This window comes from Pseudogulbenkiania sp. MAI-1 (genome assembly GCF_000527175.1).
Lineage (GTDB): Bacteria > Pseudomonadota > Gammaproteobacteria > Burkholderiales > Chromobacteriaceae > Pseudogulbenkiania.
In genome coordinates, this window is record NZ_AZUR01000001.1 from 1,290,490 (window position 1) to 1,306,337 (window position 15,848).

Sequence of the window (15,848 nt, forward strand, 5' to 3'; positions counted from 1 at the left end):
AGAATTGGTTTCGTTTGCCGAACCGGAGTTAGGTGTTGTGCGCATGTTTGAAATTCCACCGTCCGAACCGTATGCCGACGTGCCGTTCCGCGCCATCGTCGAACAGTCGCTAGTCGGCATCTACGTGATGCAGGACGAGCGCTTCCCGTACGTGAATGCGACCTTTGCCGAGATGTTTGGCTACACGCCGGAAGAAATGGAGGCCGGTACCACGCTCGACCAGTTCATCCCGGCCGATTTCGTCGATGAGCTACGCGAGCGTTACCGGCTGCGTATCGCCGGCACCCCGCCGGCGATGCGCTTCGTCACGCACGGGCTGCACCGTAACGGCAATGTGGTGCTGATCGAGGTGCACGGCATGCGTATCGAATACCGTGGCCGGCCGGCGGTGGCTGGCGTGGCTGTCGAGGTGACAGAGCGCCTGCGCAACGAGGAAGAATTGCGCCGTTCGCGCGCCGAGCTGCGCGAGCTGGCCGCCCACCTCAACACGGTGCGCGAGAACTCGCGCGCGCACTTCGCGCGCGAGCTGCACGACGTGCTCGGCGGCATGCTCACCTCGATCAAGATGGACGTCACCCGCATTATGCGGCGCGCCAATACGCCCGAGCTGCAAAGCATCGCCGCCGGCCTGCGTACGCTGACGCAGGAGGCGATCGAGAGCGTGCGCGCCATCTCGGAAGAACTGCGTTCCAGCGTGCTCGATCACCTCGGCCTCGCCGCCGCGGTCGAGCGCGAACTGATGGTATTCGGCCAGCGTCATTCGCTCGCGTGCCGCTTCGAGGCGATCGACCTGCCGGCGGCGCTGCCGCCCGAGGTGGCCACCGCGTTCTACCGGATCTTCCAGGAGGCCACCACCAATATCGTGCGCCACGCCGACGCCAGTACCGTGCTGGTCAACCTGGGTTGTCACGCCAGCCTGCTGTGGATGGAGATCATCGACGACGGCAGCGGCATCGATCTGACGACCGGCCGGGTCGGCGCGATGGGGGTGCTCAGCATGACAGAGCGCGCGCGCGAGCTGGGCGGCCGTTTGGAGATCGGCTGCCATCCGGCCGGCGGCACGCGCTTGCATGTTTCCGTGCCGCTGTCGCAACCAGGGAGTCAAGCATGATCGAAGTGCTAGTGGTCGACGACCACACCGTGTTCCGCAGCGGCCTCAAGCGGCTGTTTTCCGACGAGGAAAACCTGCGTGTGGTGGGCGAGGCGAAGAGCAGCGCCGAGGCGATGACCAAGCTGCGTGAGCGGCATTACGACGTGGTGCTGCTCGACATCAATATGGAAGGGCGCAGCGGGCTGGACGCGCTCGGTTCGATCCGCGCCGAATTTCCCAAACTGCCGGTGCTGATGCTGTCGATGTATCCGGAGGAACAGTACGCGGTGGTGGCGCTCAAGGCCGGCGCTAACGGTTACGCGTCCAAGGACATCGAGGCGGACGAGCTGGTACGCGCGGTGCGCGAGGTGGCGGCCGGGCGTAAATACCTGAGCCCGCGCGCGGCGCAACTGATCCTGGCGCAGTTCGACGGCGTCGACAACCGTCCGCTGCACCAGAAGCTGTCGGCGCGCGAATACGAGATCATGCTGCTGATCATCAAGGGCGTGTCGCTGACCGAGATCGGCGAGAAGATGTTCGTCAGCGTCAAGACCGTCAGCACCTACCGCTCGCGCATCCTGGCCAAGCTCGGGTTGTCCAGCAACGCCGAACTGGTGCGCTACGCGGTGCGGCATGGGATCGTCAGCTAGCAGCCTGTCGGGCTTAATGTTTTCGAGTGCGCTACGGCAAAAGTTGGGGGACTGAACAACGAAACTCGCCCAGAATTGCTATAAAACACATTGTTTTGCTTAAAAAGTAGTCAATCTAAAACGACGTCATCAAGGGGCGGAGAAAGTCCGACAGGCTGCTAGCCGCCGCCACTCCGCCCGTCCCCAGCAAGTCAGATATTTCTGACACCGCTTCTGGAAATTTCCGGCTTACGCCCTCTGCCGTGCTCCCTAACATGAGCGCAATCGAATTCCGTTTCACTAGGGCCATGCAGGCCCGCCGCAATTCTTCATGATGGGAGAGAGAAACGATGAGATTGGCTTTATCGACGCGCTCGTTGCGCACCCTCGCAGTATGTGTCGTCCTGGCGTTCCCGTTGGCGCCGGCATTCGCCTACGACGGCATCGTCGTCAAGCAGACTTTCGAGCTGCCGACGCCGCTGACCACGGTCGGCGGCGCGACGATCAAGAACGTCAAGGTCGGCTACGAGACCATCGGCACGCTGAACAAGGCCGGCGACAACGCGATCCTGATCCCGCACTTCTTCTCCGGCACCTCGCACTTCGCCGGCAAATACCAGCCCACCGACGCCGCACCCGGCTACTGGGACGCCATCGTCGGGCCGGGCAAACCGCTCGATACCAGCAAGTACTTCCTGATCGGCGTCGATACCCTGGCCAACGTCAACGTCAAGGACGGTGTCACCGTCACCACTGGTCCGGCCTCGCTCAACCCGGAGACCGGCAAGCCGTACGGCATGCGCTTCCCGCAGGTGCAGTTGCGCGACTCGGTCAACGTGCAGAAGGCGCTGCTGGACAAGCTCGGCGTCAAAAAGCTGCACGCGGTGATGGGCGCCTCGATGGGCAGCATGCAGACCTACGAATGGGCGGCGGCCTACCCGGAGATGGTCGAGCGCATCATCCCGGTGATTCCGAGCGCCGGCCTGAACGACTACACGCTGGCCAAGCTCGCCGATCTGAGCGCGGCGGTGAAGCTGGATCCGAAATGGAAGAACGGCGACTACAGCGCCGGCGCCGAGCCGAACGATGGCATGGCGCTGGCGCTGCGGATGCTGACCTGGATGTCGCTGGCGCCGGAGTGGGGCGAGGCCAAGTTTGGGCGCAAGTGGGCCGACGCGGCCAAGGACCCGGCCAAGGATATGAGCAACGGCTACGCGGTGAACGCCTACTTCAACGGCGTCGGCCAGGCGCGCGGCAAGGCGCTCGATGCCAACAGCCTGCTCTACACCGTGCGCGCCAACGAGCTGTTCGCGCTCGGCGGCAAGCCGGCGCTGGCGGAAGGGTTGAAGCAGATCAAGGCCAAGGTGCTGCTGTTGCCGACCAGGAACGACCAGCTCCTGGCCGTCGATGAAACGCGCAAGGTGCGCGACCAGTTGCAGGCGCAGGGCAATAAGGTCGAGTACTTCGAGCTCGGCGGCGCGGCCGGCCACCTGAACGGTATCTTCGGCATTGCCCAAGCCAGCGACGCGATCACCCGCTTTCTTGCGCAATAAATCCTCTGCGGCCGCCGGTACAGGCGGCGCAACAACCATCACACAAGCATAGGAGCAACCAACATGGCTGATACGGACACAGTCCTCAGCATCCGACCTCCCACCCGCGACACCATGCCGTCCCTGCTCGCGGCGGCGCGCCTGATCGACGCCATCACCGCGCGCATCGGCCGCTCCGCATCATGGGTCGTGCTGGCCGTAGTGCTGATCAGCGCCGGCAACGCGCTGGTGCGCAAGGCGTTCGACCTCAGCTCGAACGCCTTCCTCGAAATCCAGTGGTATCTGTTCTCGGCGATGTTCCTGCTCGCCGCCGCCTATACGCTGCAGAAGAACGAACACATCCGCATCGACCTCATCAGCAGCCGGCTCAGCCGGCGCGCCCAGGCCGTGGTCGACATCGTCTGCACGCTGCTGTTTCTCACGCCGACCTGCGTGCTCTTGGTCGCCTTTGGCTGGCCGATGTTCGTCGACGCCTGGGTCAGCGGCGAGATGTCGCCCGATGCCGGCGGCCTGATCCGCTGGCCGGTGCTGCTGCTGATCCCGGTCGGCTTCGCGCTGCTGCTGGCGCAGGGCGTGTCCGAGCTGATCAAGCGTGTGGCGTTCCTGACCGGCCACGGCCCGGACCCGCTCGGTAGCGATCAGCCTGAGGCGGCAGCGCCCGAGCAACTGGTGGAGGAGCGCGCATGAATCTCGCCATGATGGCGCCGACCATGTTCGGCGCGCTGATCGCCTTTCTGTTGATCGGCTACCCGGTAGCGTTCGCGCTGGCGGCGGTCGGCCTCTTGTTCAGTTGGATCGGCATCCACTTTGAGCTGTTGCGCCCGGAACTGCTGCAGGCCTTGCCGCGCCAGGTGTTCGACATCATGCGCAACGACACCCTGTTGGCGATCCCGTTCTTCACCTTCATGGGGCTGATCCTGGAACGTTCCGGCATGGCCGAGGACATGCTCGACACTATCGGCCAGCTGTTCGGCAAGGTGCGCGGCGGCCTGGCCTACGCGGTGATCTTCGTCGGCGCGCTGCTGGCGGCCACCACCGGCGTGGTGGCGGCGTCGGTGATCTCGATGGGCTTGATCTCGCTGCCGATCATGCTGCGCTACGGCTACGACCAGCGCGTCGCCACCGGCGTGATCGCCGCGTCCGGGACGCTGGCGCAGATCATCCCGCCGAGCCTGGTCCTGATCGTGCTGGCCGACCAGCTCGGCACCTCGGTCGGCGACATGTACGCCGGCGCGATGGCCCCCGGGCTGCTCTTGGTGGCGTTCTACGCGGCCTTTGTGCTGCTCGTCACGCTGGTCAAGCCGCACTGGGCGCCGGCGTTGCCGGAAGCGGCGCGCACGCTACGCGGCTTCGCGCTGGCGCGGCGCGCGCTGTTGGTGATGATCCCGCCGCTGCTGCTGATCTTCCTGGTGCTCGGCACCATCTTCCTTGGCCTCGCCACCCCGACCGAGGGCGGCGCGATGGGCGCGGTCGGCGCGCTGGTGCTGGCGCTGCTCAACCGCCGCTTGAACCTCACGCTGCTGCGTCAGGCGATGGATTCCACCATCAAGCTGACCACCTTCGTGGTGTTCATCCTGATCGGCGCGCGCGTGTTCCGCATCGCCTTCCTCGGCGTCGACGGCGACAAGTGGGTGGAGCACCTGTTCACCTCGCTACCGGGCGGCGCGGTCGGCTTCCTGTTGATCGTCAACCTGTTGGTGTTCGTGCTGGCGTTCTTCCTCGACTTCTTCGAGATCGCCTTCATCCTAGTGCCGCTGCTGGTGCCGGTGGCCGAGAGCCTGGGCATCAACCTGGTGTGGTTCGGCGTGATCCTGGGCGTCAACATGCAGACCTCGTTCATGCACCCGCCGTTCGGCTTTGCGCTGTTCTACCTGCGCAGCGTGGCGCCGAAGGAGGTGCAGTCGCGCAGCATCTATCTGGGCGCCATTCCCTTTGTGCTGATCCAGCTCGTGATGGTGGGGCTGCTGATCGCGATGCCGTCACTGGTGACCGGTTCGCTGCAGAAGGAGGCGACGCTGGACGAGGGCGCGGCGACCCAGATGATGGACCAGGTTGGTGGCAGCATGCTGCTCGATACGGCCGGCGATGCCTCGGCATCGGCGGGTGAAGCCTCCGCTGGGGATGCCTCGGCGCCGGCAGCCGAAGAAAGCGCCGACGTGCTCAAGCAACTGACCGGGCAGTGACAAAGAATCCGGCCCCGGTTGGGGCCGCATCACGCAAATAGAACGATAGGAGAAATAGCATGCAGAAACGGAGCTTTCTGAAGAGTGCCGCCGTGGTTGCCCTGATGGGCGCGCTGTTCGGTGGTAGCGCGCTGGCGGCCGAGGGGCCGACCGTGCGCTGGCGCCTGGCATCGAGCTTCCCCAAGAGCCTCGATACCATCTACGGCGCCGGCGAAACGCTGGCCACCCGGGTCAGCAGCCTGACCGGCGGCAAGTTCCAGATCCGCGTGTTCGCCGGCGGCGAGATCGTGCCGGGCACCCAGGTGCTGGACGCGGTGCAGAGCGGCACGGTCGAAGCCGGCCACACGTTCAGTTCCTACTACGTCGGCAAGAACAAGGCGTTTGCATTCGATGCCGTGCTGCCGTTCGGCCTCACCTCGCGCCAGCAGGCGGCGTGGATGTACTACGGCGGCGGGCTGCAACTGATGCGTGAACTGTATGGCCAGTACGGCGTGATCAACTTCCCGGGCGGCAACACCGGCACCCAGATGGGCGGCTGGTTCCGCAACGAGATCAAGAGCCTGGCCGACCTGAAGGGCCTGAAAATGCGCATCCCGGGCATGGGCGGCGAGGTGATGGCGCGCCTGGGCGCGGTGCCGCAGACCATCGCCGGCGGCGACATCTATCCGGCGCTGGAGAAGGGCACCATCGACGCCACTGAATGGGTCGGCCCGTACGACGACGAAAAGCTCGGCTTCTACAAGGTGGCCAAGCACTACTACTACCCGGGCTTCTGGGAGCCGGGTCCGCAACTGACGTTCCTGATCAACAAGAAGGAGTGGGACAAACTGCCGGCCGACTACAAGGCAGCATTCGAAACCGCAGCGGCCGAATCCAACATCCTGATGCAGGCCGAGTACGACGCCAAGAACCCGCATGCGCTGGTCAGCCTGCTGCAGAAGGGCGCCAAGCTGCACAAATTCCCGCAGGACGTGATGAAGGCCGCGCAGGTCGAGGCGTTCAAGCTGTATGACGAGGAAGCGGCCAAGAACCCGAGCTTTGCCAAGATCTACGCGTCATGGAAGAAGTTCCGCGCGTCCGAGCAGGCCTGGTTCAACCTGCCGGAAGCGAGCATGGAAAGCTTCATGTACAGCAACCGCGTCAAATAAGCGCGAGTCAAATAAACAAGATCGGAACTATCTGACAGCCGGATCGGAAGATTCCGGCTGGCATGCACCATAGGGATCGCTACTATCTGTGTGGCAGATGTATCCCTCTGTAGTATTGGCAGCTAGCGCTGTCTTCTGTCGTTATGGTGGCGTGGGCCTTGGCTCCGCCACCTTTTTTATTGTATCGAATGCCAGGCATTTTCAGTGAACAGGCCATAGTTCCCATCAAGATCGCCAATCGGAATTATCCTACAGCCGGCACGGAAGCTTCCGACTGCCGCCTCCTCTCCGCCTCTTTACCATCGTTTCTTATCCCGACCGACTCAAGGCAGCACAACGATACCAAGGCGCTAGTGGTTGGGTCCTCCACGAAGCGCTGCTCATTTGAAAAGGCCCTGCACTAAGGAGAGGATTTGGAATGAAGAAGCTGTCAATTGCCGTCGCAGTCGCGCTGGCCCTGCCGCTATCCGCCCATGCACTGGATTTCCAGGTGGGCAGCAACACGCAACTGTCGATTTCCGGCCTGCTGGCGGTCGGTCAGAAGTGGTCCAAGGTGGAGGACAACGGGCGCGGCACCAAGAACGAGCAGCGCCTGGACGACAACACCTCGCGCCTGATCTTTTCCGGCTCCACCGACCTCGGCAACGGGCTGAAGGCGATCGGCCGCATCGAAAGCCGCCTCACCACCGACACCCGCCCGTCCGATGCTCTGACCGAGGGGCAATCCCCGGTGACCACCCGCGTGGGCGACGCCACCGGCTGGGCCGACGGCGATACCTGGTTCGGCCTCGCCGGCCAGTGGGGCCAGGCCACCTTCGGCAAATCCACGCTCTATTACACCGACACCATGGCGGTGCCCAACTTCGGCCTCAACGGCGCGGGCGAATCGTACCGCACCTGGGATGTCCAGTCGCTCGCTACCTTCAACCTGCTGAGCGAAGTGGCCAACGGCACCACTCGCTACTACACCACCGGCATCACCCGCTCGCGCAACGTGCTGCGCTATGACTCGCCCAAGTTCGGCGGTCTGGATGGCAGCATCGCCTACACCAAGAACGCCGCGGGCGACGAACAGCACTGTGCAGCGACCGCCACCAGTTGCGCGGCCGACTACACGGCCGGCGGCACCTGGTACGGCCGTCTGCGCTACAACGATGGTCCGCTGACCGCCTCGCTGAGCCTGCTGGACCAGAAGCCGCAGGGCAGCACGCTCGATACGCGCGGCTACCGCCTGGGCGCCGGCTACACGCTGCCGTTCAACCTGAAGCTCGGCCTGGTGTATGACAACACCACGGTGAAGAACGGCGTGTCCACCGGCAAGGATGCCAAGCGCGGCGTGTGGATGCTGCCGGTCAGCTACGGCTTTGGCGACCATATGGCCTACCTGACCTACACCAAGGCCGGCAACACCTCCAACGTGGCTAACAGCGGCGCCAGCCAGCTCACCGTCGGCTACGACTACGCGCTGGCCAAGAACGCCTTTGCCGGCGTGTTCCTGACCAAGCTGAAGAATGACAGCAACGGCACCTATGTGCCTTACCTGTCCGGCACCGCGCTCGGCAGCAGCTCGCCGGCCAAGGGCGAGGGCTGGCACCAGCTGTCGTTCAACGTCAACTACTGGTTCTGAACCGTTTGCCAGGTGCAACCTTGACCGTCTTCGGGCTGACCATAGATTTTTTAGGCTCTGTTCGCGTTGAGCGTTGGTAATTTCTGAATGCCTTATCCTGCTTGGTTTTGCAGAGTGCTGCCCTATAGCCGCAAACCCAAGCTGGGAGTGGCTTTGAAGCGTGAAGGCCAAAAGTACCAACGATGAACGCGAACAGAACCAATTTTAAAATAACAGAGTCTTGCCGGGTTTTGACGGCATGGCTCGGTGCGCTGCAATAAAAAAACCAAGCGCTTGCTTTAATTTTGTCTGACATCAGGATGGGGTGATGGTCAAGCAAGTGCTTGGTTGTTTTGCCTGACCCGAGGCCGCTACCGGCACGGTCTCTCATGGCTCCGTTTATTGTTGGAAGGAATCCCCTCATGTCCACTCCCGGCCTGCGTTTTCGTGAAGCGGTCAAAACCGAACGTCCCCTGCAAGTAGTGGGTGCCATCAACGCCTACAGCGCGCGCGTGTTGATGGAAGGCTGGGTGCGCATACCCGGAGATGTATTGATCTAATGAATAAATCTTCTTAAGGAAAAAACCATGTCCCAGAAAGAAATCTTCATCGTTGGAGCCGCGCGCACCGCCATCGGCACCTTCGGCGGCTCGCTCAAGGATGTGCCCGCCACTCAGCTCGCCACCACCGCCGTGCGCGCCGCGATCGAGCGTGCCGGCGTGGCGCCGGATGCCATCGGCCACGTGGTGATGGGCAACGTGATCCCGACCGAACCGCGTGACGCCTATCTGTCGCGCGTGGCGGCGATGGATGCCTGCATCCCCAAGGAAACTCCGGCGTTCAACGTCAACCGGCTGTGCGGTTCCGGCCTGCAGGCCATTCTGATGGCGGCGCAGGCGATCCAGCTCGGTGATGCCGACCTCGCGGTCGGCGGCGGCGCCGAGTCGATGAGCCGTGGCCCCTACCTTATGCCGGGCGCGCGCTGGGGCACCCGCATGGGCAACGCTCAGATGGTCGACTATATGCTCGGCATCCTGCACGACCCGTGGCAGCAGATCCATATGGGGGTGACCGCCGAGAACGTCGCCACGCGCTACGGCATCAGCCGCGAGATGCAGGACGCGCTGGCGCTGGAAAGCCAGCAGCGCGCCGCGCGCGCCATCGCCGCGGGCCGCTTCAAGGAACAGATCGTGCCGGTCGAGATCGCCAGCCGCAAGGGCACGGTCTTGTTCGATACTGACGAGCACGTGCGCGCCGATGCTTCGCTGGAGCAGCTCGCCAAGATGAAGCCGGCGTTCCAGAAAGATGGGACCGTTACCGCTGGGAACGCCTCCGGCCTCAACGACGGCGGCGCCGCCGTGGTGCTGGCCAGCTACGACCGTGTGCAGGCGCTCGGTCTGACGCCGCTGGCACGGCTGGTGGCCTGGGGCCACGCCGGGGTGGAGCCGGACCACATGGGTATCGGCCCGGTGCCGGCCAGCCGCATCGCCTTGCAGCGCGCCGGCCTGACCGTGAACGATCTGGATGTCATCGAATCGAACGAGGCGTTCGCTGCCCAGGCCTGCGCGGTGGCCAAGGAACTCGGCTTCGACCCGGCCAAGGTCAACCCGAACGGCTCCGGCATCTCGCTCGGCCACCCGGTCGGCGCTACCGGCGCCATCATCACCACCAAGGCGGTCTACGAGCTGCACCGTACCGGCGGACGCTACGCGCTGGTGACCATGTGCATCGGCGGCGGCCAGGGCATCGCGGCGGTGTTCGAGCGCGTGTAAGGCAGTTGGCGAAGCGCTGGCCACGGCAAGTTCAGGCGCAGCATTCTTGGGATGCTGCGCCGTTTATGCCATGCGTGAGTCGTACAGCCACTTGCGAACCTTCTTCGCGTGGATACGTGATGCTTCCGGGTGTTTGGGATTGATGAGGATGTTCCGCTCTTCGGGAACGATGATCGAGAGGACGAGCAATACGGCCGAGCGGCTTTTTCTCACCCATACATCGCCATAGTCCAGGTTCACTTTGCCCGTTGGCACAGCATCCCAGCCGATCAGCCCGGGGGCTTAACCGCCTGGGCTCGAGAAAGGATGGGAAGTAAGTGCCGCTGCGCAGCTTTGGCACTTGCAGTTCGAGCGTGCCGAGTCGGCTATGGAGGAGGCGGTCACGGTAACCATTGCGATAGGCTTGGCGATCCCCGTTGCGCTCATGCAGGTCCGCGCCGATCTGGTTCGTGACCTCGCATTCCATCAGGTCGGCGAGCACCGACTCCACCAGTGAGCGCAGAAAATCGCCTCCGCCCTGTTGCTTCAAACGCTCCACAAATGCCATGCTGTCGTTGGCCATCGAGTTCTCCATTGGGTAAGTCTGATTCTTCGCAAAATCAACCTTACCGGAGTTCGTCGATGGCCTTCTACCATCTGCCTGCATTTACACCACTTCCGTGGACTCTATCGGCTAGGAGTGCAAACAAGCGCGTTAATTCTCCCTCTGACGAACCCAACTCCCGGCGCACCCCCGCCTGCTCCTTGCTATATCGCTGCTTGACTCCCCGCAGGTCTGCGTGGTGTGGATCACACCTTCTTCATCAATAAACGTTTCCGCCAGCCAAAGCCGACCCTCGTCGTCGCGGTGGCTCGCCTTCGCCATTCTGCTCAGCCCATCTGCCGTGCCCGGCATCAGCCATTCCTGGGGGACGTCATGGTGGCTCTCTGAGCACGAGATCGGTCTGATCCGTTCCCCTTTGGAAGTTGGGGATGACGACGTCAATGGTCTAACCTTTATTTGATGAATAGTGAAGGAGAGGATGGTGCAACACTGCGCGCGTATGGATGGCGACGGCTAGCCGGCAGCTCTCGGAGGCGAACAGACCGCGCCGTCAGCACGCAGCTGCCGCTGCCGTGGGTTGGGGTGCCGACCGCAAGTCGTGAGCGAAAGAGGAGTAACGGATGAAACCCCACAACAGTATTCGGACCGGTCAATCGTGCGCGAGCGATCCGCGTGAGGCGGTCAGGGAGTTTTTTGCGCAGGTGGCGCAACCGGGCATGGGGCTGGTTCTTTTCTTCTGTTCCAGCGAGTACGACCTCGACGTGCTGGCCGAGGAGATGGACCGGTTGTTTGCCGGGGTGCAGGTGGTGGGGTGCACCACGGCAGGGGAGATTGGTCCGCTCGGTTACCGTGAGCACAGCATTTCCGGGGTGAGTTTTCCGGCAGGGGAGTTTACTGCCGTGAGTGGCCGTATCGAGCACTTGCAGCGGTTCGAATTCGCCAAGGGGCAGGCTTTCGCCATAGCCCAGTTGCAGAGGCTGGAAAGCATGGCGCCGCAAGCAAGCCCGCAGAACAGCGTGGCCTTTCTGCTGGTCGACGGTCTGTCGATACGCGAAGAGCCGGTGGCGCGTGCCTTGCAAAACGCCCTCGGCCGCTTGCCGCTGATTGGCGGCTCGGCCGGCGATGGTTTGAACTTCGGCAGCACCCATGTTTATTTCGGTGGGCGCTTTCATCGCGACAGTGCGGTCATGATTCTGCTGACCACCCCCTTGCCTCTTCGCATATTCAAGATCCAGCACTTCGTGCCTACCGAAGAAAGGCTGGTCGTCACTGCCGCCGACATTGCCAATCGCGTCGTCACGGAAATCAATGGCCTGCCTGCCGCGGAGGAGTATGCCAGGGTGGTCGGTGTCGCCGCTCGCGATCTGGACGCGACACGTTTCGCGGCGTCCCCCGTGGTGGTGCTCATAGATAGCACGAACTATGTGCGTTCCATCCAGAAGGTCAACCCGGACGGCAGTTTGACCTTTTACTGTGCCATCGAGGAGGGGCTGGTTTTGCGCGTGGCACACGGGGTCGATCTGGTGCTCAACATGGAGCAGTCCTTCGCCGCGATTCAAAACGAAATCGGCCCGCCGCAACTGGTCATCGGCTGTGACTGCATCCTGCGCAAACTGGAGATTGCGCAAAGCGGGCTCACCGATCATGTCGGCGAGATCTTCAAGCATAACAATGCGATAGGGTTCAACACCTATGGCGAGCAGTATCGCGGCATCCATGTCAATCAGACGCTGACCGGCATCGCCATCGGCGCCACCATTCCGGAACTGCACAATGGCTGAACGAGAGCCACCGCCCGGCGCCGACGAGGTGACGTTGCGGGCCGAGATTGCCCGGCTGAACAAGGTCATCCAGGCGCTGATGAACCATGCCGAGCGCAGCACCAATGCGCATTCCTCCGATTTCGGGTTGTTCCAGACTGCGATCATGCTGGAGGAACAGGTGCGTCGCCGTACCGAGGATCTGGAGGCAGCGCTAAGCGAGAACGAAAAAGTCACGCGCGCCTTGCGTGAATCGGAGGCGAGGTTCCGCGGCGTGGTGAGTCAATCCCTGGTCGGGATCGCCATCATCGAGAGCGGGAAGTTCAGTTATAGCAATCCCAAGTTCGACGAGATTTTCGGCTACAGCGCCGAGGAAATCGGCAAGTTGGGTCCGCTTGACGTCGCCATCGAAGAAGACCGGCCGCTGGTCGCGGAACAATTGCGCAAGCGTCTCAGCGGTGAAGTGGAACGGGTCGATTATGTGTTCCGCGGGCAGCGCAAGGACGGGGCCGTGATCGATGTCGAGATTCAGAGCAGCGCGATGGAGGTCGGCGGGGCCCTGGCGATCATCAGCCTCGCCATGGACATTACCGAGCGTATCCGCGCCGAGCGCGAAGTGCTGGCCTTGCAGGAGCAACTGCGCGAACAATCCACTCACGATGCCCTCACGGGGCTCTACAACCGCCGCTATCTGGACGAGACCCTGGGCCGCGGATTGATGCTGGCGCAGCGCCAGGGTCATTCCGTCAGTGTGATCATGGGCGACCTCGATCACTTCAAGTCCATCAATGACCGGTACGGCCATCTGGCCGGGGATGAGGCGCTGAGGGTCTTCGGCGACTTGATGAGGCGCCATGCGCGGGGAAGCGATATCTATTGTCGTTATGGTGGGGAAGAGTTTCTGCTGGTGCTGCCTGGCATGGATGAAAAGGCTGCCTGCGAGCGTGCCGAGCAATTGCGCCGGGAAATAGCGGCGACACCGGTGACGTTCGGTGGCACAACTTTTGCGGTGACGGCATCATTCGGCGTGGCCTCGTTCCCTCGGCATGGCATGAATGACGATGAGTTGATCGCTGCCGCCGATAAGGCGCTTTACGACGCGAAAGAGGGCGGCCGCAATCAGGTCCGAAGTTGTGCCGCATCGGGCGCGAGCCTCTTGCAAGGAGTGAGGTAGCCGGAAAGGCCGGCATGCTTTGGCTAAGGCCAGGGCACACCGCCGGCGGTGCGCAGCGCATTGAGCAGCGTGCGCGCCAGCCGTGCGCCGATGAAACCAGCTCCACCGGTAATCAGCACTTTCATCGTTGTGCCTCCTTGTACGGCTGAAACCATCCCAGCCCGGCCGAGGTACCGGCTCGCGGCCGGTATTCGCAGCCGACGTAGCCGTCGTAGCCCAGCTCGTCGAGCAGCGCGAACAGGTAGGGGTAGTTGAGTTCTCCGCTGTCCGGCTCGTGGCGCTCCGGTACGCCGGCGATCTGGACGTGGCCGACGCCGGCGAAATGGCGACGCAGGCGCATGGCGATGTCGCCCTCCATGATCTGGCAGTGGTACCAATCCATCTGCACTTTCAGATTGGGCTCGCCCGCCTCGGCCACGATGTCGTGCGCCTGCTGCTGGTAGTTGAGGAAGTAGCCCGGCATGTCGCGGTTGTTGATCGGTTCGATCAACAGTGTGATGCCCTGCGCGGCGCAGCGGCGTGCCGCCAGACGCAGGTTGGCGACGAAGGTGGCGCGCATCGCGGCGAGGTCGGCGCCTTGTGGCACCAGTCCGGCCATCGCGTGCAGGCGGCTGCAGCCGGTCGCGTCGGCGTAGGCGAGGGCAAGCTCGACCGAGGCGGCGAACTCGGCCTCGCGTCCCGGCAGGGCGGCGATGCCGCGCTCGCCGGCCGCCCAGTCGCCCGGCGGCAGATTGAACAGCGCCTGGGTCAGGCCGTGGGCGTCGAGGCGGGAGGCGATGCCCGCCGCCGGGTAGTCGTAGGGAAACAGGTACTCGACCGCACGAAACCCGTCTTGCGCCGCCGCCGCGAAGCGGTCGAGAAAGGCGTGTTCCGGGTACATCATGGTCAGATTGGCGGCAAATTGCGGCATGGCGATCTCTTTGCTTCAGCTAGTAATTATTCGGGCAACCTGGATTTCAACAGCGGCGAAGAGACCCAAGGCGTGGCACCCGGAGGAGTGTACTCGCGTACACGAGGATTCCAGACCCCGCACAACGCCGTATTGGATCTCTGCCGTCATGTTGAAACCAAGTTTAGCGGTTGACCAGCTTGGCGGGGGTTTTCAGCACCGCGATGGAGCCGATCACCAGACTGGCGGCCAGGACGTACATGCCGGTGTAGGGGCGAGGCCGAGGCTGCCGTCGACCTGGCCCTGTGGTTCAGCATCAGTTCGCGCAGCCGCAGGGCGTTGTCCGGTATGCCGTTCACGCTCTGCTCAGAGCATGCCCTGGTAGCGCTTGCGGTCGGTGATCGGAGAAATCTCGAACTGCGCCTTGTACTTGGTGGCGAAGTGGGTGGTGGAGACAAAGCCGGTGTTGGCGCACACCTCCTCGAGCGGCTTGGCGGTGCGGTAGAGCAGCTGCCGCGCGCGCAGCAGGCGGATTTCCATGTAGGCCTGGGCCGGGGTCTTGTTGAGGCGATCCTGGAACCAGCGCTCCAGTTGCCGCACCGAGACCGAGAGGTAGGCGGCGATCTCGGCGATCGACAGCGTCTCTTCGATATTGCTCTCCATCAGTTGCAGCGCTTCTTCCAGCTTGGGTAGCTCCGTGCCCTGGTATTGCCGCAGCGAGGCGCGCTGGCGCTGTTCGTGGCTGCGTTTCTCCGCCACCAGGAGTTCCAGTACGCGCGCGCCCAGGTTGCGAGTGCCGGGGGAGCGGCTGATCAGCTGCACCATCATGTCGAGCGGGGCGACCCCGCCGCTGCAGGTGTAGCGCTTGTTGTCCACCTCGTAGAGGCGGTTGGAGACGATCAGCTTGGGGAAGCGTTCCACCAGCAAGTCCTGGTCTTCCCAGTGGATGGTGCAGCGGTAGCCGTCAAGCAGGCCGGCGCGCGCCAGGTAGTAGCTGCCGGTATCGATGCCGCCCAGCGCCGCGCCCTTGCCGTCCTGGTAGCGCAGCCAGCGCGTGATGCCGAGGTTGCGCGGCTGGGGGATGGGGTTGGGGCCGACCACGAACACGGTGTCGAACACCTCGTTGTCGGCGATGGTGCCTTCGGTGAACACCCGGATGCCATCGCTGGAAGTGACCGAGTCGCCGTCCACCGACAGCAGCTTGAAGGTGTAGACCTTGCGCCCCACCACCATGTTGGCGATGCGCAGCGGGTCCACCGCGGTACTGAGTGCAATCAGGGAAAAGTCCTTGATCAGCAGAAAGCCGAAGGTGGTGACCTGCAGATTATGGATGCCGTTTGGAATCGGAGTAGGGGCGTTGTTCATGACGATCTCGAGGCGGCGGCCGGGTGGTGTTCTTGCGTGTGTGAACAGGCGATGGTGCCCGATTCGCGGCGTCGCGGCCAGACGCGCATCGTTCCCCTGTATCCCTTGGCCGCAGGCGGGTGGGAGGGGCGACAC

At 63.3% G+C, this 15,848-nt stretch carries 15 protein-coding genes and 1 pseudogene; 11 read left to right on the top strand and 5 right to left on the bottom strand.

Annotated elements, in window-relative coordinates; all coding sequences use genetic code 11:
- Window positions 1–43 precede the first annotated feature (43 nt).
- From PSEMAI1_RS0106020 to PSEMAI1_RS0106060, 9 genes are all read left to right on the top strand, one after another.
- Window positions 44–1,111: a PAS domain-containing sensor histidine kinase gene (locus PSEMAI1_RS0106020; protein WP_024302000.1), complete on the top strand. Its 1,068-nt coding sequence runs from the start codon at window positions 44–46 to the stop codon at window positions 1,109–1,111.
- Window positions 1,108–1,740, top strand: coding sequence for a response regulator transcription factor (locus PSEMAI1_RS0106025; RefSeq protein WP_024302001.1), 633 nt, complete (start codon window positions 1,108–1,110; stop codon window positions 1,738–1,740). Before PSEMAI1_RS0106020 ends, PSEMAI1_RS0106025 begins: the two co-directional genes overlap by 4 nt.
- A 329-nt stretch (window positions 1,741–2,069) precedes the next feature.
- The gene (locus tag PSEMAI1_RS0106030) at window positions 2,070–3,272 is read left to right on the top strand and encodes a homoserine O-acetyltransferase (RefSeq protein ID WP_029770511.1); all 1,203 of its coding nucleotides are present in this window, start codon (window positions 2,070–2,072) and stop codon (window positions 3,270–3,272) included.
- Between the two features lie 63 nt (window positions 3,273–3,335).
- Window positions 3,336–3,959 (top strand): TRAP transporter small permease subunit, encoded by a 624-nt coding sequence (locus tag PSEMAI1_RS0106035; RefSeq protein WP_232219848.1) that lies wholly within the window; start codon window positions 3,336–3,338, stop codon window positions 3,957–3,959.
- Entirely contained in the window at window positions 3,956–5,455 is a 1,500-nt protein-coding gene (locus PSEMAI1_RS0106040) for a TRAP transporter large permease subunit (RefSeq protein WP_024302004.1), read from the top strand. Before PSEMAI1_RS0106035 ends, PSEMAI1_RS0106040 begins: the two co-directional genes overlap by 4 nt.
- 59 nt (window positions 5,456–5,514) lie before the next feature.
- A complete protein-coding gene (locus tag PSEMAI1_RS0106045; protein ID WP_024302005.1) occupies window positions 5,515–6,603 on the top strand; it encodes a TRAP transporter substrate-binding protein in 1,089 nt (362 codons plus the stop codon).
- A 418-nt stretch (window positions 6,604–7,021) separates the two neighbouring features.
- Window positions 7,022–8,230, top strand: a complete 1,209-nt coding sequence (locus PSEMAI1_RS0106050) for a porin (RefSeq protein ID WP_024302006.1) — start codon at window positions 7,022–7,024, stop codon at window positions 8,228–8,230.
- Between the two features lie 401 nt (window positions 8,231–8,631).
- Entirely contained in the window at window positions 8,632–8,769 is a 138-nt protein-coding gene (locus tag PSEMAI1_RS21690) for a hypothetical protein (RefSeq protein WP_156943091.1), read from the top strand.
- A gap of 27 nt (window positions 8,770–8,796) precedes the next feature.
- Window positions 8,797–9,981, top strand: a complete 1,185-nt coding sequence (locus PSEMAI1_RS0106060; RefSeq protein ID WP_024302007.1) for an acetyl-CoA C-acyltransferase family protein — start codon at window positions 8,797–8,799, stop codon at window positions 9,979–9,981.
- A gap of 63 nt (window positions 9,982–10,044) precedes the next feature.
- Here PSEMAI1_RS0106060 and PSEMAI1_RS22465 read toward each other — a convergent pair whose 3' ends face one another.
- Both PSEMAI1_RS22465 and PSEMAI1_RS22470 read right to left on the bottom strand, forming a co-directional pair.
- Complete coding sequence (locus PSEMAI1_RS22465) at window positions 10,045–10,236, bottom strand: RES family NAD+ phosphorylase (protein WP_369793192.1); 192 nt, start codon at window positions 10,234–10,236, stop codon at window positions 10,045–10,047.
- Window positions 10,237–10,279: 43 nt separating this feature from the next.
- Window positions 10,280–10,627, bottom strand: a pseudogene (locus PSEMAI1_RS22470) (transposase); the annotation flags it as partial.
- Window positions 10,628–11,145: 518 nt separating this feature from the next.
- On the opposite strand from PSEMAI1_RS22470, the gene nosP reads away from it, so the two are divergent.
- Together nosP and PSEMAI1_RS20850 are read left to right on the top strand one after the other, a co-directional pair.
- Window positions 11,146–12,306 (top strand): nitric oxide-sensing protein NosP, encoded by a 1,161-nt coding sequence (nosP, locus tag PSEMAI1_RS0106075; RefSeq protein ID WP_024302009.1) that lies wholly within the window; start codon window positions 11,146–11,148, stop codon window positions 12,304–12,306.
- Entirely contained in the window at window positions 12,299–13,459 is a 1,161-nt protein-coding gene (locus PSEMAI1_RS20850) for a GGDEF domain-containing protein (protein WP_024302010.1), read from the top strand. Before nosP ends, PSEMAI1_RS20850 begins: the two co-directional genes overlap by 8 nt.
- Before the next feature lie 23 nt (window positions 13,460–13,482).
- Here PSEMAI1_RS20850 and PSEMAI1_RS22390 read toward each other — a convergent pair whose 3' ends face one another.
- From PSEMAI1_RS22390 to PSEMAI1_RS0106095, 3 genes are all read right to left on the bottom strand, one after another.
- Window positions 13,483–13,584, bottom strand: a complete 102-nt coding sequence (locus PSEMAI1_RS22390) for an NAD(P)-dependent oxidoreductase (protein WP_198019690.1) — start codon at window positions 13,582–13,584, stop codon at window positions 13,483–13,485.
- Window positions 13,581–14,369, bottom strand: a complete 789-nt coding sequence (gene otnI / locus PSEMAI1_RS0106090) for a 2-oxo-tetronate isomerase (protein WP_024302011.1) — start codon at window positions 14,367–14,369, stop codon at window positions 13,581–13,583. Before otnI ends, PSEMAI1_RS22390 begins: the two co-directional genes overlap by 4 nt.
- Window positions 14,370–14,714: 345 nt before the next feature.
- Entirely contained in the window at window positions 14,715–15,713 is a 999-nt protein-coding gene (locus PSEMAI1_RS0106095; RefSeq protein ID WP_024302012.1) for a GlxA family transcriptional regulator, read from the bottom strand.
- Window positions 15,714–15,848: the final 135 nt, after the last annotated feature.

Coding starts and splice junctions, on each gene's coding strand:
- PSEMAI1_RS0106040 (WP_024302004.1), top strand. CDS start 3,956: ATGAATCTCGCCATGATGGCGCCGACCATGTTCGGCGCGCTGATCGCC.
- PSEMAI1_RS0106035 (WP_232219848.1), top strand. CDS start 3,336: ATGGCTGATACGGACACAGTCCTCAGCATCCGACCTCCCACCCGCGAC.
- nosP (WP_024302009.1), top strand. CDS start 11,146: ATGAAACCCCACAACAGTATTCGGACCGGTCAATCGTGCGCGAGCGAT.
- PSEMAI1_RS20850 (WP_024302010.1), top strand. CDS start 12,299: ATGGCTGAACGAGAGCCACCGCCCGGCGCCGACGAGGTGACGTTGCGG.
- otnI (WP_024302011.1), bottom strand. CDS start 14,369: ATGCCGCAATTTGCCGCCAATCTGACCATGATGTACCCGGAACACGCC.
- PSEMAI1_RS0106050 (WP_024302006.1), top strand. CDS start 7,022: ATGAAGAAGCTGTCAATTGCCGTCGCAGTCGCGCTGGCCCTGCCGCTA.
- PSEMAI1_RS22390 (WP_198019690.1), bottom strand. CDS start 13,584: ATGAAAGTGCTGATTACCGGTGGAGCTGGTTTCATCGGCGCACGGCTG.
- PSEMAI1_RS0106045 (WP_024302005.1), top strand. CDS start 5,515: ATGCAGAAACGGAGCTTTCTGAAGAGTGCCGCCGTGGTTGCCCTGATG.
- PSEMAI1_RS0106060 (WP_024302007.1), top strand. CDS start 8,797: ATGTCCCAGAAAGAAATCTTCATCGTTGGAGCCGCGCGCACCGCCATC.
- PSEMAI1_RS0106025 (WP_024302001.1), top strand. CDS start 1,108: ATGATCGAAGTGCTAGTGGTCGACGACCACACCGTGTTCCGCAGCGGC.
- PSEMAI1_RS0106095 (WP_024302012.1), bottom strand. CDS start 15,713: ATGAACAACGCCCCTACTCCGATTCCAAACGGCATCCATAATCTGCAG.
- PSEMAI1_RS0106030 (WP_029770511.1), top strand. CDS start 2,070: ATGAGATTGGCTTTATCGACGCGCTCGTTGCGCACCCTCGCAGTATGT.
- PSEMAI1_RS21690 (WP_156943091.1), top strand. CDS start 8,632: ATGTCCACTCCCGGCCTGCGTTTTCGTGAAGCGGTCAAAACCGAACGT.
- PSEMAI1_RS0106020 (WP_024302000.1), top strand. CDS start 44: ATGTTTGAAATTCCACCGTCCGAACCGTATGCCGACGTGCCGTTCCGC.